This is a genomic window from Synechococcus sp. 60AY4M2 (assembly GCF_002760375.1).
GTDB lineage: Bacteria > Cyanobacteriota > Cyanobacteriia > Thermostichales > Thermostichaceae > Thermostichus.
In genome coordinates this window covers 1,478,153-1,492,126 of record NZ_AUMZ01000001.1, presented here as the reverse complement: position 1 = coordinate 1,492,126, position 13,974 = coordinate 1,478,153, and the positions used below count along the sequence as shown (strand labels likewise).

Annotated in this window: 13 protein-coding genes; 11 read left to right on the top strand and 2 right to left on the bottom strand. The window is 59.2% G+C overall.

What is annotated here, in order from left to right; all coding sequences use genetic code 11:
• Positions 1 to 110 precede the first annotated feature (110 nt).
• Positions 111 to 797, bottom strand: a complete 687-nt coding sequence (locus SYN60AY4M2_RS14065; RefSeq protein ID WP_168173319.1) for a hypothetical protein — start codon at positions 795 to 797, stop codon at positions 111 to 113.
• Positions 798 to 1,103: 306 nt separating this feature from the next.
• Here SYN60AY4M2_RS14065 and purF point away from each other — a divergent pair, with 306 nt between their 5' ends.
• The 10 genes from purF (at position 1,104) to SYN60AY4M2_RS06460 (ending at position 11,750) form a co-directional block, all read left to right on the top strand.
• The gene (gene purF / locus SYN60AY4M2_RS06505; RefSeq protein WP_099812551.1) at positions 1,104 to 2,693 is read left to right on the top strand and encodes an amidophosphoribosyltransferase; all 1,590 of its coding nucleotides are present in this window, start codon (positions 1,104 to 1,106) and stop codon (positions 2,691 to 2,693) included.
• A gap of 57 nt (positions 2,694 to 2,750) precedes the next feature.
• Positions 2,751 to 3,278 (top strand): peptide deformylase, encoded by a 528-nt coding sequence (gene def / locus SYN60AY4M2_RS06500; protein WP_099813276.1) that lies wholly within the window; start codon positions 2,751 to 2,753, stop codon positions 3,276 to 3,278.
• A gap of 10 nt (positions 3,279 to 3,288) precedes the next feature.
• Complete coding sequence (locus SYN60AY4M2_RS06495) at positions 3,289 to 3,705, top strand: DCC1-like thiol-disulfide oxidoreductase family protein (protein ID WP_099812550.1); 417 nt, start codon at positions 3,289 to 3,291, stop codon at positions 3,703 to 3,705.
• A gap of 466 nt (positions 3,706 to 4,171) precedes the next feature.
• Positions 4,172 to 6,172, top strand: coding sequence for a pentapeptide repeat-containing protein (locus SYN60AY4M2_RS06490; RefSeq protein ID WP_143597302.1), 2,001 nt, complete (start codon positions 4,172 to 4,174; stop codon positions 6,170 to 6,172).
• A 118-nt stretch (positions 6,173 to 6,290) separates the two neighbouring features.
• Positions 6,291 to 6,665, top strand: coding sequence for a DUF1257 domain-containing protein (locus tag SYN60AY4M2_RS06485; RefSeq protein WP_099812548.1), 375 nt, complete (start codon positions 6,291 to 6,293; stop codon positions 6,663 to 6,665).
• Positions 6,666 to 6,674: 9 nt separating this feature from the next.
• Positions 6,675 to 6,884: a DUF2997 domain-containing protein gene (locus SYN60AY4M2_RS06480; protein WP_099812547.1), complete on the top strand. Its 210-nt coding sequence runs from the start codon at positions 6,675 to 6,677 to the stop codon at positions 6,882 to 6,884.
• Positions 6,885 to 6,979: 95 nt separating this feature from the next.
• Positions 6,980 to 7,609, top strand: a complete 630-nt coding sequence (locus tag SYN60AY4M2_RS06475) for a helix-turn-helix transcriptional regulator (RefSeq protein ID WP_168173627.1) — start codon at positions 6,980 to 6,982, stop codon at positions 7,607 to 7,609.
• Positions 7,606 to 9,135: an Hsp70 family protein gene (locus tag SYN60AY4M2_RS06470; protein ID WP_099812545.1), complete on the top strand. Its 1,530-nt coding sequence runs from the start codon at positions 7,606 to 7,608 to the stop codon at positions 9,133 to 9,135. Before SYN60AY4M2_RS06475 ends, SYN60AY4M2_RS06470 begins: the two co-directional genes overlap by 4 nt.
• An 8-nt stretch (positions 9,136 to 9,143) precedes the next feature.
• On the top strand, positions 9,144 to 10,076 hold the full coding sequence (locus tag SYN60AY4M2_RS06465; RefSeq protein WP_143596992.1) for a pentapeptide repeat-containing protein: 933 nt from the start codon (positions 9,144 to 9,146) through the stop codon (positions 10,074 to 10,076).
• A gap of 45 nt (positions 10,077 to 10,121) precedes the next feature.
• Positions 10,122 to 11,750 (top strand): AAA family ATPase, encoded by a 1,629-nt coding sequence (locus tag SYN60AY4M2_RS06460; protein ID WP_168173318.1) that lies wholly within the window; start codon positions 10,122 to 10,124, stop codon positions 11,748 to 11,750.
• Here the strand turns inward: SYN60AY4M2_RS06460 and SYN60AY4M2_RS06455 are convergent.
• Positions 11,747 to 12,670, bottom strand: a complete 924-nt coding sequence (locus tag SYN60AY4M2_RS06455; RefSeq protein ID WP_011429193.1) for an NAD(+) kinase — start codon at positions 12,668 to 12,670, stop codon at positions 11,747 to 11,749. The genes SYN60AY4M2_RS06460 and SYN60AY4M2_RS06455 overlap by 4 nt on opposite strands.
• A gap of 359 nt (positions 12,671 to 13,029) precedes the next feature.
• Between SYN60AY4M2_RS06455 and ispE the strand changes: the two genes are divergently transcribed.
• Positions 13,030 to 13,959, top strand: a complete 930-nt coding sequence (ispE, locus tag SYN60AY4M2_RS06450) for a 4-(cytidine 5'-diphospho)-2-C-methyl-D-erythritol kinase (protein WP_099812544.1) — start codon at positions 13,030 to 13,032, stop codon at positions 13,957 to 13,959.
• Positions 13,960 to 13,974 lie beyond the last annotated feature (15 nt).

Sequence of the window (13,974 nt, the reverse complement as noted above, 5' to 3'; positions counted from 1 at the left end):
GCCGGAGCCCAGCAGCCTCCTCAACTTGCAGACCTTGAACACCTGCTGCCCGGCAAGCATTTCAAAAACAACCTCGGCTCCCCAGACAGCCAAGGAACTGTCTCCGCTGGTTAGGTGGGCCTAGGCGTTGGGGTGGGCGAAGGGCTGGGACGAGGGGAAGGGCTGGGCGAAGGCGACACAGAGGGAAAAGGATTGGGCGTGCCGGTCGGGGTTGGTGTTGGGGTGGGTGAAGGCGGCGGCAGTACCCGCAAAGGGGCTTTGGCCGAGGCAATGCGGCCTTGAGTGTCTGCTACCATGGCCGTAACCTCGTAATCTCCAGGAGGGACAGAGGCCGGAATGGTGATGGGAAGGGTGCCGATGCAGGTTCTGCTGTTGACCTGACAGCCGGCGGCAGCGGCAGTGAAATCAAACGTGAGGGTGAGAGGGTTTTGTCGGATTTCCACCCGGAAGCTGATGCCGCTGCCCAAACCCGCAGGAGTTGTTACAGCCACCAAGACATTGAAGGGAACCGTCTGTCGCGCGTCCGTCAGTGCCACCACGGCAATCGAAGGTGGCTCCGCCGAGAAGGAAGCGGTGGGGGAAGGGCTGGGGAACGGATTCAAGAGTGGGGTGGGGGTCGGGGTGAGCAGAGGCGTCGGGACGGGAGTAGGCGTCGGACTGGGGACGAGAAAAGGCGTGGGCGTCGGTGCCACAACCGTTACTGGCACAGGCGTAATGGTGACCGAGGGCTGTTCGCGGGCATCTTCTTGGCAGGCCACCAGTGACAACGACACAAAAGCGGCTACACTCGCTCTCATTGCGGAGAACATCCAGCTCTGGCGGAACCTAGGGGGCTGCTGTTTCATGGGCTTTGGCTCCTCATAACACAAGCTTTGGGGTTTTGTTGGGAGAACTGAGTCTCGGCAGCGTTCAACTCAAAACCCACACAGCCCTGCTCCCTCAACTGCGAAAGCAGAGTCTCGCGGGTGCTCCTAACACTATAGATAGAGCCTCAATTTTTTGTAAACACTACGGGTGACATCTACCGCATGGGATCCGCCTCGGCGGTGAGATCTCAAGGGCGCTCAGGTTAGACTGGTAAGTGCCACAGCAAGAGGGGATCCATGGCAGCGAAGGCGGGAGCAGAACCATCTTCAGCGCAAGCAGGGCTGCAAGAGCGACCTGCTGAATTCTGGAACAGCCAGGAAGGGCCCAAAGAGGCCTGCGGGGTGTTTGGCATTCTGGCTCCCGGCGAGGAGGTGGCCAAGCTGACCTATTTTGGGCTGTTTGCCCTGCAGCATCGAGGCCAGGAATCGGCGGGCATCGCCACCTTTGAGGGGGCCTTTTGCCGAGTGCACAAGGCGATGGGGTTGGTTTCCCAAGTTTTTGACCCGGTAAATCTGGGCCAACTGAGCGGCGACTTGGCGGTGGGCCACACCCGCTACTCCACCACCGGCTCCAGCCGCGCCGCCAACGCTCAGCCGATCATTGTGGAAACCCGCCTGGGGCCGCTGGCTTTGGCCCACAATGGCAATTTGGTCAACGCCGAAGAGCTGCGGCAAGAGCTGGAAGCTGCCGACCGCCACCTCACCGGCAGCACCGACTCGGAGTGTATTGCCCACGCCATTGCCCAGGCGGTCAATCAGGGCCAAGGCTGGGTGGAAGCCACCTGTCAGGCTCTGCGCCGCTGCCGCGGGGCCTTTAGCCTGGTCATCGGCACGCCAGAAGGGCTGATTGGAGCGCGGGATCCCTACGGCGTGCGCCCGCTGGTGTTGGGGTTTTTGAGCCGCAACCCCGCTAAGCAGGAGCTGCTGCAGCCGCAGATGCTGGGGATCCTCTGCAGCGACGGCAAGCCCAACCACCCCGAAGCCCAGCCGCTGCACTACGTGTTGGCTTCGGAAACCTGTGCGTTGGATATCATCGGGGCGGAGTATCTGCGCCAGGTGGAGCCGGGGGAGCTGGTGTGGGTTGACCGGCAGGGGCTGCAATCGGTGCGCTGGGCGGAGGCCAACCCTAAACTGTGCATCTTCGAGATGATCTACTTTGCCCGCCCCGATAGTTGCATGCATGGGGAAAGCCTCTACTCCTACCGGGTGCGGCTGGGAGAACAACTGGCCAGGGAAGCTCCGGCAGAGGCCGACTGGGTGATCGCGGTGCCCGATTCCGGCACCCCGGCAGCCATTGGCTATGCCCGCCAGACAGGGATCCCCTACACGGAGGGGCTGATTAAAAACCGCTATGTAGGCCGCACCTTCATTCAGCCCACCCAGTCGATGCGGGAGCGGGGCATTCGCATGAAGCTCAACCCCCTGGAAGATGTGCTGCGGGGGAAGCGAATTGTTATTGTGGACGACTCGATTGTGCGCGGCACCACCAGCCAGAAAATCGTCAAGGCCCTGCGCCAGGCGGGGGCCACCGAAGTTCACATGCGCATCTCCAGTCCGCCGGTTACCCATCCCTGCTTCTACGGCATCGACACGGACAGCCAAGACCAGTTGATTGCCGCCAGGTATTCGGTGGCAGAAATTGCCGAGAAAATCGGGGTGGACTCTTTGGCCTACCTGAGCTGGGAAGGCATGCTGGCCGCTACGGGCCGGGATCCCAATTCCTTCTGCTCCGCTTGCTTTACCGGCCACTACCCCATCCCCATCCCGGAGGGGCTGAAGCGCTTCAAGCTGGCTTTGGAAACGGCAGCCAGCCGCAAAGACCGCTAGGAGCCTGGGGGGAGAGGAGGGTTCGCCGCAGTTTGCATTTGAATGCCTGCAATCGCCATGACTTTACGCCTGCGCCAGCTAGGGGATCCCATCCTGACTCAAGTGGCTGAGCCGGTCGCCGAGTTTGGGACGCCGGCTTTGCAAAACCTAATTGAAGAGATGCTCGCCACTTTGAAAGAGGCCCAAGGGGTGGGCTTGGCGGCCCCTCAGGTGGGATTCCCCCTCCAGGTCATCATCGTAGCCTCCCGTCCCAACCTTCGCTATCCTGATGCACCCCAGATGGAGCCGCTGGTCATGGTTAACCCCCGCCCCCTAGCTTGCAGCGAGGAGCAGGTGCTGGGGTGGGAAGGGTGCTTGAGCGTGCCCAACTGCCGCGGCCTGGTGGCCCGTTCCCGCGAGGTGGAGGTGGAGTACCACACCCCTGAGGGATCCCGGCAGCGGGTGGTCTGGCGGGATTTTCCGGCGCGCATCTTCCAGCACGAATACGATCACCTCAGGGGCCGATTGTTCCTAGATCGGCAGCCGCAGCAACTGCTCTCTGAGGCCGACTACCAAGCCCAGATTTTGGCCCAGCCCCCTGCCTGAGGATCCCAACATGCCCTACCTGGTCATCTACGACGGCCTGTGCAACCTCTGCGCCAGTGGAGTCCAGCTCTTGGAGCGCCTGGATCGCGGCCAGCAGTTTCGCTACGCCCCCATGCAGGATGGAGCTACCCTGGCCCAGTGGGGGATCCCGCCAGAGCAGATGGAATTGGGGATGATCCTGATCGACCTGGAGCAGCCGCAGCGCCGCTGGCAGGGCTCCGCCGCCGTCGAACAAATTGCCGCCCTCTTGCCCAGCGGATCCCTGTGGCTGGCCCTCTACCACAACCTTCCCGGCCTCAAGCTTTTGGGAGACTGGAGCTATGCCCAGATCCGGGATCACCGCTACGAGTGGTTTGGCCGCCGTGACACCCTTTATCTACCGGCTGTCTGTGAGCGCTGCCGGGATCCCTTGGCAGAAAAGGACTGAAGCTCTTTTTCTGTAAACTGCAATACTTATCTGCCTGGCCCAAGGGATCCCTTTGCCAAGTTTGAATTCCTATCCTCAAAGCTGGCACGTTTGAAAGGTTGAAGTTGAACATATTAGCATATCGAAATATTAGTATATCGAAGAATACCTTCCCGGTGAGAACTCCCCAAGTCTGACCTTGTCTTTATCCAGGGCCAAAGTAAAAATAGAAACGAAGTTAGCCGACAGGGAGTGGGCTGTGGCTACAACTGGATATGGAAAGACTAAAGCTGAAGGAGTTACCGGCAGTTCAGGAGCCGTTCAGCTAGTCCTTAGGAGTGGCCATCCTTATGGGGGAAACGGGACTGTTGGAAGCTTTGGTGAAAAAAGCAGAAAGATTCTTCTACAGACAACGCAGCAGCATCTGGATTGGCAGGTGCAGTTTGCAGTTTGGAAGACCTTACTAAGCTCTGGCATACCTCAACTGGTGCAAGTAGCAAAAACCTATCAAGTTCCCCTGCGTCCGGTTGGAGACATCCGAGAACGATATAGAGCCGGCGAGCGGGACTTTCGCTGGGCAGATCTGAGGAGGGCCAACCTCAGCGGGCTAAACCTAAGGGGGGTGGACTTAAGCGGGGCCAGCTTGAGTCGAGCGAGACTGGGCCAGGTCAATCTAAGCCACGCCAGCCTGGTTGGAGCCAACCTCAGTCAGGCAGACCTAAGTGGTGCAGACTTGAGGGGAGCCGACTTAAGCGGAGCCAACTTGATGGGGGCCAATCTCATTGGGGCCAACCTGCGGGGAGCCAATCTAGCAGACGCCAACTTGAAGTGGGTCGTCATTTCCCGCGAAACGCAAATTGACCGCAAGTGGCAACTGATCTGGGAAATTGTCAACGGCCACGCCCAGGGGAAAAATCTAGCTCAGGCAGACTTGAGCGGGGCGAACCTGGATTGGGCTGACCTGAGTGGGGCCAACTTGGCTCAAGCAGACCTGAGGGGAGCAAGACTTGCCGGCGCCAACTTGAGAGAAGCTAACCTGAGGGGAACCGACCTCAGGTGGGCCAACTTGGAGGGAGCCGACCTCAGGCAGGCCGACCTGGACGCCGCTTGCCTACATTTGGCCAGCCTGCGAGGAGCCATCCTTTCCCCTCAAACGCAAATTGACCGCAAGTGGCAACTGATCTGGGAAATTGTCAACGGCCACGCCCAGGGGAAAAATCTAGCTCAGGCAGACTTGAGCGGGGCGAACTTGAGCTGGGCAAATCTGAGCGGGCTCAACCTCACCGGCGTGAACTTGGTGGGAGCCGACCTGAGAGGGGCTAACCTCTGCGGCGCAGACTTAAAGTGGGCAGAGTTGAGCAAAGCCAATCTGAGCCAGGCGGATCTGAGGGGGGCCAATCTAAACCAAGCAGATCTCAGCGGCGCAGACCTAAGCGCTGCCAACCTCAGTGGCGCCAGCTTGATCAAGACCGAACTAGCCAAGGCTAAACTCGTGGGGGCCAAGTTGACACAGGCCAAGCTCATCGGAGCCAGGCTGAGGCGGGCTAAACTGAACGGCGCAGATCTAAGGGGGGCTAGCCTCATCGGGGCCGACCTCGGCGAAGCCAAACTGGGCAAGACAAGCCTAAACTTGCCTATCTTGAGAGGGGCGGTGATTTCTGCAGAGGACAGCCCGGAGAGTCGCTGGGGGTTAATTATTCTCCATGCTTGCGCCCATTCGCAGGAGCTGAGCCGGACGGACTTGAGAGAGGCGGACTTGAGAAAGGCCAACCTTAGCCAGGCAGACCTCAGGGGGGTAAGGCTCAGCGGAGCCAACCTAAGCCGGGCTTACTTGATTGGGGCAGATCTGAGCGAGGCCAACCTAGGTGGAGCCAATCTGAAGAGGGCCAAGCTGGGTGGGGCCAACCTAACCCAAGCCGATCTCAGTGGAACCCAGCTCAGTAGGGCTTATCTGGGCAGAGCCAACCTAAGCGGCGCCGACCTGAGAGGGGCAAATCTGGAGCTGGCCAATCTGCAACGAGTGATCCTTTCTCCTGAAACCCAGATCGAGGCCAAGTGGCGGCTGGTGTGGGAGATCGTCAACGGTCACGCCTCCAAGAGAAACTTGAGTGGAGCTGACCTGAGCGGCGCCAACCTGAACTGGACTAACCTGAGCGGGGCGAAACTGGTCGGTGCAAACTTGAGGGGAGCCAGCCTAGTTGGAACCGGACTGAGGGGGGCTGACCTCAGCCGGGCCAACCTCAGCGGATCCAATCTCAGTTGGGCCGACCTAAGCTACACCAGCCTGGAAGGATCCAACCTAGACCATGCCAAGGTAGGAGGCGCAAATCTCCAGGGCGCAAGACTTGATTTTCAGTGGAAGTTGACCTGGCTCTCCCTTTGGTTCAAAAGTTTGGCGAGCGTCTGGTTTGGTTACCGCGATGTCCCTCGCCTGCTTCCTCCTGCTACCTCGGATCCCCACCGGCATCCTCTAGCCAAGGGAAACTAATGGTTGGCTCCCTCAATTTCTTTGGTTAGGGCCACGCGGCTTTGTGCCTTAGCAAAACTTTTCAAGCCAAGAGGACTGCTCTAGGATAAAGCATGTTCTTCTGAGGAGAATCCCCACAGTGTCGCACTTCACCAGCATCAAGGTTCAGTTCAAAAATAAAGAGATCCTGAAAGGCGCTTTGGTTGCCCAAGGTCACGAGGTCTTGGAAAACACTTATGTCCGGGGGTATGGAGGGAACCGTGTCCAGGCAGATCTGGTGGTTAGGCGCAGCAACGGCTACGACATTGGCTTTCGCCAACGGGGGGACAGCCTGGAGATGATTGCCGACTTTTGGGGAACGGGAGTCAGCGCTGAGGCTTTCTTAGCGCCAATCCGCCAAGCCTATACCCGCGAGCAGCTTCTTGCGACGGCCGCGGAGAAGGGATTTACGGTAGAGTCGGAATCTGTGGATGAAAAAGGGCAGATCAGGATTGTGTTGGGGCGCTGGGCTTGAGGAGGCATTATGGCGGAATATCAACAGGTTGAATACATCATCGACAAAGATGGCAACGTGATTGAGCGCGTGCTCAATGTCAAAGGCAAGGGCTGCCTTGAACTAACTGAGGAAATAGAAAGGGCATTGGGCACAGTTCAAAAAAGGGAACTGTTGCCTGAATATGACCAGGTACCAGTCATAGAAGAAGATGTCCAGCGTCAGGTGGAGCGTCTATGAATGCCCCAAACCCCTTTCTTGATCCCCTGTCTGGTTTAACCAAAGGGATCCAAAAGACTCTGGCTAGGATTCCATTTTGGAGTCGTAACTCTGAAATGAAAAGTCATGATGCCCTGCTGCGCAATCTCATGCAGGCTGCCGGTATCTCAACCTGGCGAGAGCTTCGACAAAAGGCCAAACTGAGTCGAGGAGCCCTAAATGCCCTGAGAACTGGACAGGCCGAAAAGCTGAAGTTAGCCGATCTCAATCGAGCGGCCAGCATTTTGCAAGTACCCTTGCCGAACCTTATTCAGGATTTTAGCGGAATTGAGCTAGCATCGGAGTCTGTAGAAACGGCTCAGGAATTGCAGCGGCTGCACAAACAGCTAGAACAGCAGGAAGGGCAATTGCGCCATCAAATCCGCGCCGAACTGGTGGAAAAGCTCAAGCCTCTTTTGGTGCAATATCCTACCCTGCAGCAGGTTGTGCAGAGGCGACCGGATTACCCCGCGCAGCAAGTCTTGGCTTTGCTGACCTGTCTGGGCAACTTGTTGGAAGACTGGCAGTTGGAAACCATTGGCCAGGTGTGGCAACAGGTGGCCTATGACCCAGAAAGCCACCAGCCCGATGAAGAGGATATCCAGGCGGGAGAGCCGGTCTACGTTCGCTTTGTGGGCTATCGACTTAGGGATCAAGTTTTAGTTCGAGCCAAAGTCAGTCGCACTCTACCTTCCTTGGCAGCATGACGACGTTGGCTATTGATTTTGGCACTTCCAATACGGTGGTCTGTGCCTACCAAAACCAAAAACCCCTTGCAATCGATATGCCAGGGATCACCCACCGCTACGACGGCAGCCCCCCTCTAATTCCCTCGGTTCTCTTTGTCGGCCAAAATCAGCAATTTTTGATTGGGGCACCTGCCCAGGCCAAACGGGATCCCAAGCGCCTATTCAAAGGCTTTAAGCGGGATCTCTCTCAACAATTCCAGCCGGCTCCAACCTATGTGGATGGACAGGCCTACACAGCCCAAGAGGCCACGCGGATCTTTCTGCAGCAGCTTCTTGCCAAACTCCAGGCAGAGGGCTGGCAGCCCGATAAGGTGATCTTGACCGTGCCGGTGGGAGCCTACGAGGGCTATTTGCACAACCTGCAAGAGGTGTTTGGCTCCCTAGGGATCCAACAGGTCGTGTTCCTCGACGAGTCCACCGCGGCTGCTTTGGGCTACGGGATCCAGGAGCCGGGATCCCTGATTTTGGTGATCGATTTGGGGGGCGGAACTCTCGACCTCTCTTTGGTCAAAATCTTGAAGCCAGAGCAGGGCACTGCTTACCGAGCTGAGGTCATTGCCAAAACTGACCGGGCCTATGGCTGTGGCGGCGTCGATATCGATATCTGGATTGCCGAATGGGTGCTGGAGCAGTTGGGCCGCAAGCGACAGCAGGTCCCGGCCAGCAGCTTCCAGGTTCTGTGCGAGGTTGCCGAGCGGCTCAAGATCCGCCTCTCCAGCCATTCTCAGGCCAGCGAGGCCTGGCTGGATGAAGACTCCTTTGAGACCCACACTTTAACGCTTCAGCGCGAGCAACTCCAGGAGCTGTTGGAAGAGCGCGGCCTGCTGACGCGGCTGAGAGAAGCCATCGATGAGGTCATCGAGAAAGCCCACAATAAAGGGATCTCTAAACGAGATATCCACCAGGTGGTGTTGGTGGGTGGCACCAGCCTCATCCCAGGAGTGCAGCATCAGGTCATTAGCCTCTTTGGCCGCGACAAGGTCAAGTACCACAAGCCGTTTGAGGCAGTGGCCCACGGCGCTCTGGCCTTCACCCAGTTTGCCCGCCTTCAAGATCATCTCCGCCATACCTATGCCCTGCGGCTCTGGAATCCCTATTTGCAGGCGCCCGACTTTTTCCCTCTCTTTAAGAGCGGCACGGCTTATCCTGCCACGGTGGAACTGCCTCCCTTGCAGGCCAACGCCAATGGGCAAAGCCACATCAACCTGGTGGTTGGTGAGATGGCCGAGGAAGGGGCAACTGAGGTTGTTTACGATCCCGACGGTCGGATGCAGATCCGCAACAGCACCGCAGCTTCTAGCTTTCGTCCCCTTGGGATCCACAACCAGCTTTCCATTCCCCTCAAGCCGCTAGGGCGGGTGGGAGTGGATCGTTTGCAGGTCACCTTTGCCGTCGATGCCGGGCGAACTTTGCGGGTAACGGTAGTAGATTTGCAAACTCAAAAGACCCTTATGCAGCAGCAGGTGGTTGGAAGGTTAACTTGAGGTTAGGGATGGCGGAAAACTTTGATCCTGTTCTGGGTGGACAGCAACCAGCCGGATCCGATCCGGTCATGGGAGGCTTGGTGGGCATTGAGCAAGCCCTGGGCAGTCCGAATCCCAAGGTGAGAATCCAAGCAATCAAGGGTGCTCTGAGGTACGGATCCAGAGGGGCCGAGCTTGTTATCCAAGCCCTGCGAAATGATCCCAACTGGGAAGTGCAGTTTGCGGCTTGGGAGACGCTGCTGGAATCGAAGGATCCGCAGCAGGTGCAGGTGGCAAAGTCCCATCGACTTCCCCTCCGACAGGTTGGAGATGTCCGAGCAAGGTATAAAGCGGGAGAGCGGGATTTCCGCTGGGCCAACCTGAGGGGGGCCGACCTGATTGAGGCCAACCTGAGCCAGGCCAACCTGATCTGGGCCAACCTGAGCGGGGCCGACCTGAGCCAGGCCAACCTGAGCCAGGCCAACCTGATCTGGGCCAACCTGAGCGGGGCCGACCTGAGCTGGGCCGACCTGAGTGGGGCCAACCTGAGCGAGGCCGACCTGAGCAGGGCTGACCTGAGCGGGGCCAACCTGAGCAAGACCGACCTAAGCAGAGCCGACCTGAGCGGGGCCAACCTGAGCGGGGCCAACCTGAGCAAGACCGACCTAAGCAGAGCCGACCTGAGCAGGGCCAACCTGAGCTGGGCCAACCTGAGCCAGGCCAACCTGAGCGAGGCTGACCTGAGCAAGGCCAACCTGAGCGGGGCCAACCTGAGCGGGGCCAACCTGAGCAGGGCCGACCTGAGCAGGGCTGACCTGAGGGGAGCCAACTTGAGGGGAGCAAAGCTGGGTGGCACGAACCTAAAGGGGGCAAACCTATGGGGCGCAAAACTAAGTCCCGGCTGGGATCAATTCGCCGACTTGAAAGGGGCCATCCTCCCCGACGGAGCCATCCATCCCTAGCCTGATCCCTTGGCTACACTACCTACAGCCGCTCTCAGTGGATCCATGAGTCCCTCAGATCTCGCCTTTGCCAGCAATCACCAAGACATCCTCACACTGCTGGACTTAGTGGTTCGCGCCCGCTACCCTTTGATCTACCTGGTTACTCCCGAAGAAGCCCCGGCAGAGGAGCTCCTGCAAGTTCTAGCCGATTCCCTCAAGCCCAAGCGCAAACTCCTAATCTGGGATATCGTCTCCGGCTGGTCAGATAACGGCCAAAACAAAGGCCAATTGATGCCTGCTCTGGGCCGCATCGGCGCCATCAAAGAGGACGAGGCGGTTATTTGTGTTCTCAAAGACCTAAACCCCACCCTGAGAAATCCGGAACGCTCGGACAATTACCCCGTCATCCGCTACCTGAAAACCCTGGCCAGAGAGAGCCGCCACAGCCGCAAGTCCATCATCCTCTTGGGCCAAGAAGCCGTTGTCCCTGCCGAGCTGCGCGAGGAAATTGTGGTCTATGATTTTCCCCTGCCCAGCATCGCCGAAATTGAGCGGATCATTACCCGCGCGATCCCTGCCCGTCAACTGGAGCTAAGCGGCCCGGCGCGGGAACAACTGGTTCGAGCCTGCCAAGGACTGACCCGGCAGCGCATTGAGCGGATCCTGGCCCGCGCCCTAGCCGCCAAGGGCAAGGTCAGCGAGGGCGATATTGACCTTGTTCTGGAAGAGAAAAAACAATACATCCGCCAGACGGAAATCCTGGAGTTTTACAACCCCTCCGAGACCTTGCAAAATGTCGGCGGCCTGGAAAACCTCAAAGCCTGGATTCGGCAGCGCCGCAACAGTTTTAGTGCCCAGGCCCGTGCCTATGGCTTGCCCAGTCCTAAGGGCATTTTGCTGGCCGGGATCCAGGGCACCGGCAAGTCTCTATGTGCCAAAACCATAGCCCGCGAGTGGCGCATGCCCTTGCTCAGGCTGGATGTGGGGCGACTCTTCGGCGGGATCGTCGGCGAAAGCGAAAGCCGCGTGCGCCAGATGATCCAAATTGCCGAAGCCATGGCCCCTTGTGTGTTGTGGATTGATGAGTTGGATAAAGCCTTTGGCGGCGTCAACAGCGAGTTTTCAGGGGATTCGGGCACCAGCAAGCGGGTCTTCGGCAGCCTGATCACCTGGATGCAGGAAAAAACCAAACCCGTTTTTATTGTTGCCACCGCCAACAATGTCCGCATCTTGCCGGCCGAGCTGCTGCGCAAAGGCCGGTTTGACGAAATTTTCTTCGTCAATTTGCCCAACCAACGGGAGCGGGAGGAGATCTTCCAAGTCCACATCCAGCGGCTGCGGCCCAACCGCGTGCGGGATTTTGCCTACCCTGAGCTGGCCATGGCCAGCGAAAACTTCAGCGGCGCAGAAATTGAGCAGACCATCTACGATGCCATGCACATGGCCTTCAACCAGGATCCGCCCCGCGAGTTTACCCAGGAGGATATTCTCGGCGCCATTCGCCAAACCGTTCCCCTGGCCGCCATCGCCCGCGACCAGATTCAAGACTTGAAAGCGTGGGCTGCCGAGTCCGGGGCCCGAACGGCCTCCCGAGATCAACACCTTGTGCACGAGCTGCAAACCCTGGTGCAAAAAAGAGGGCTGGGCCCCATCGAAGTCGACAGCCCCTCCTCATTTAAGTTTTCTAACTAAGGCAGCTCTACCGAGGTGGGCTTGGAGGCGTAGGTTAGGCCCCAGCCCAATTTCTCCCGCATGACGCGGAAAAACTCCGGTCGGCGTAGGCGAATCAAATCTGTGCAGTAGGGGGCGCGGACAACGCGAATTTGGTCTTCTGGCAGGATGTAGCAGCCGGCATTGCCGTCCGCTACCAAAACCAGCGGCTGAGGGCTGGCGGGGCTGATCCATACCTCTTCCGAATCGGGAAAGACCAGAGCCCGTGAGGCCATCGAGTGGGGACAGATAGGGATCAACTGCAACACCGGCAGGCCGGGAGTGATGACCGGCCCTCCCGCAGAAAGGGCATAGGCGGTGGAACCGGTGGGGGTGGCTAAAATAATGCCGTCGGCAGCCACATCCAGCGGTGAGTGATCCCCAATGGTTACTTCAAAGTGGCACATGCTGGTCAAGGGCTCGCGGTGGAGCACCATCTCGTTGAGGCTGAGCACCTCCCAGCGCAATTCGTTGCCGCGGTAGGCCTGCACCAGCAACATGCTGCGGCGATCGAGAATGTACTCGCCAGCAATGGCTGCCTTGGCCGCCTCCTCCAGGTGGGTTAGGTAGGTCTCTGTCAGAAAGCCCAGGTGGCCCGTGTTCACGGCCAGCAAGGGGATCCCTTTGGGGGCCAGTTGCCGGGCTGCTGCCAAAACGGTGCCGTCTCCCCCCAGCACCACGGCAAACTTCATGCTCTCGTCAAAGCCGGCGGGGGCCAGGCTGTCCACCTTGGTCAAGCAGACGGGACTGTCGGGCTTGGCGTAGCCAAGGATGCCGCCCCAGTTGGGTGCGACACAGACTTCCCAACCCTGTTCCTGAAACCAGCGGGACAGGGTTTCGCTGCTGCGCTTGGCGGCGGGCTTGGCGTCGTTGTAGAGGATCCCGGCTTTGGGCTTGCTCATGGGGCAGTGGTGAGGCAGAGGGTGCCAAAACTCTATCAGTTCTGGATCGGCTCTGGGATCCCTTCTGCAACCAGGACGGCAGCGGTCTCGGGTTTTGGTGAAGTAAACCTAGCTTCCGTTCCGGGGTGCCCTGGGCTCGCCTCCAGCTTCGCCCTTGGGCTGGGCAGCGGATCCCGCTTTGCGGGCGCTTTTGCAGCAAACGGTGGCCGGCCCGATGGCCATAGCCAATCCCATGCTGTTTCCTCCGCCCAGGGATCCCTTGCCTTAGAATCAGGCTGGAAGGCCTCCCCAGCAAGGTCTGGTTTCCCCTTGGTTTGGACAGGCTGAGGGGAGTTGCTGTCAACCTCGCTCCTTTCCCCATGCAAGCCTGTACCCTGATTGCCCGCGCCAAGATCAATCTCTACCTAGAAATCCTCGGCTCCCGCCCCGATGGCTATTCCGAGGTGGCCATGATCCTACAGAGCATCACTTTGGCGGATCGCGTGCATCTCCAGCGCCGTCCCCACGGGATCCTCTTGATTTGCGATCACCCGGAAGTGCCGGCAGATGCCCGCAACCTGGCCTACCGCGCGGCTGAGCTGCTGCAAAGGGAATGTCGGGCTGAGCTGGGAGTGGAGATCCAGCTGGAAAAACAGATCCCAGTAGCAGCGGGCTTGGCGGGCGGCTCAGCGGATGCGGCGGCAGTTTTGGTGGGTCTGAACCAGCTTTGGGGCCTGGGCCTGACGGTAGGAGAACTGCAGAGCTTGGCGGCCCGTTTGGGATCCGATATTCCCTTTTGTGTGCAGGGGGGGACGCAGTTGGCTACGGGACGGGGAGAAGTTTTACAGCCGCTGGCCGACTGGGAAGGGATCCCGCTGCTGTTGGCCAAGCCCCGGCATCTAGGGGTTTCCACCGCCTGGGCCTATCAGGCCTTTCGGGCTCGCCACGCCGCTGCCTCGCCTTCTGGCGCGCCCTCCCGGCCCACCTTGCCTCAGGTGCTGGCTGCTCTGGAGCGTCGGGATCTGCTGGGCTTGGCCCGCAGTTTGCGCAACGATCTGGAGCAACCAGTTTTGGCCGAGCACGCTATCGTGGGAAAATTGCGCCAGGCCTTGCTCGAGGCAGGAGCGCTGGGATCCCTGATGTCGGGCTCAGGGCCGACGGTGTTTGGGATCATGGCCAGCCTGGAGAGGGCCGCCCAAGCCCGTGACAGTCTGTGCCACCACTTTCCAGAGGTGGATTTCTGGGTAACCCAGTTTGCTCCCACCGGTATTCTGCTGGAGCCGGATCCCCAGGCCCTCCGTCTCCCCTAGGGCCGGTCAGCTCAA

What these genes read in the sequence shown, in the direction of transcription:
- SYN60AY4M2_RS14065 (WP_168173319.1), bottom strand. Translation starts at nt 797, where the DNA reads ATGAGAGCGAGTGTAGCCGCTTTTGTGTCGTTGTCACTGGTGGCCTGC.
- purF (WP_099812551.1), top strand. Translation starts at nt 1,104, where the DNA reads ATGGCAGCGAAGGCGGGAGCAGAACCATCTTCAGCGCAAGCAGGGCTG.
- def (WP_099813276.1), top strand. Translation starts at nt 2,751, where the DNA reads ATGACTTTACGCCTGCGCCAGCTAGGGGATCCCATCCTGACTCAAGTG.
- SYN60AY4M2_RS06495 (WP_099812550.1), top strand. Translation starts at nt 3,289, where the DNA reads ATGCCCTACCTGGTCATCTACGACGGCCTGTGCAACCTCTGCGCCAGT.
- SYN60AY4M2_RS06480 (WP_099812547.1), top strand. Translation starts at nt 6,675, where the DNA reads ATGGCGGAATATCAACAGGTTGAATACATCATCGACAAAGATGGCAAC.
- SYN60AY4M2_RS06475 (WP_168173627.1), top strand. Translation starts at nt 6,980, where the DNA reads ATGAAAAGTCATGATGCCCTGCTGCGCAATCTCATGCAGGCTGCCGGT.
- SYN60AY4M2_RS06470 (WP_099812545.1), top strand. Translation starts at nt 7,606, where the DNA reads ATGACGACGTTGGCTATTGATTTTGGCACTTCCAATACGGTGGTCTGT.
- SYN60AY4M2_RS06465 (WP_143596992.1), top strand. Translation starts at nt 9,144, where the DNA reads ATGGCGGAAAACTTTGATCCTGTTCTGGGTGGACAGCAACCAGCCGGA.
- SYN60AY4M2_RS06460 (WP_168173318.1), top strand. Translation starts at nt 10,122, where the DNA reads ATGAGTCCCTCAGATCTCGCCTTTGCCAGCAATCACCAAGACATCCTC.
- SYN60AY4M2_RS06455 (WP_011429193.1), bottom strand. Translation starts at nt 12,670, where the DNA reads ATGAGCAAGCCCAAAGCCGGGATCCTCTACAACGACGCCAAGCCCGCC.
- ispE (WP_099812544.1), top strand. Translation starts at nt 13,030, where the DNA reads ATGCAAGCCTGTACCCTGATTGCCCGCGCCAAGATCAATCTCTACCTA.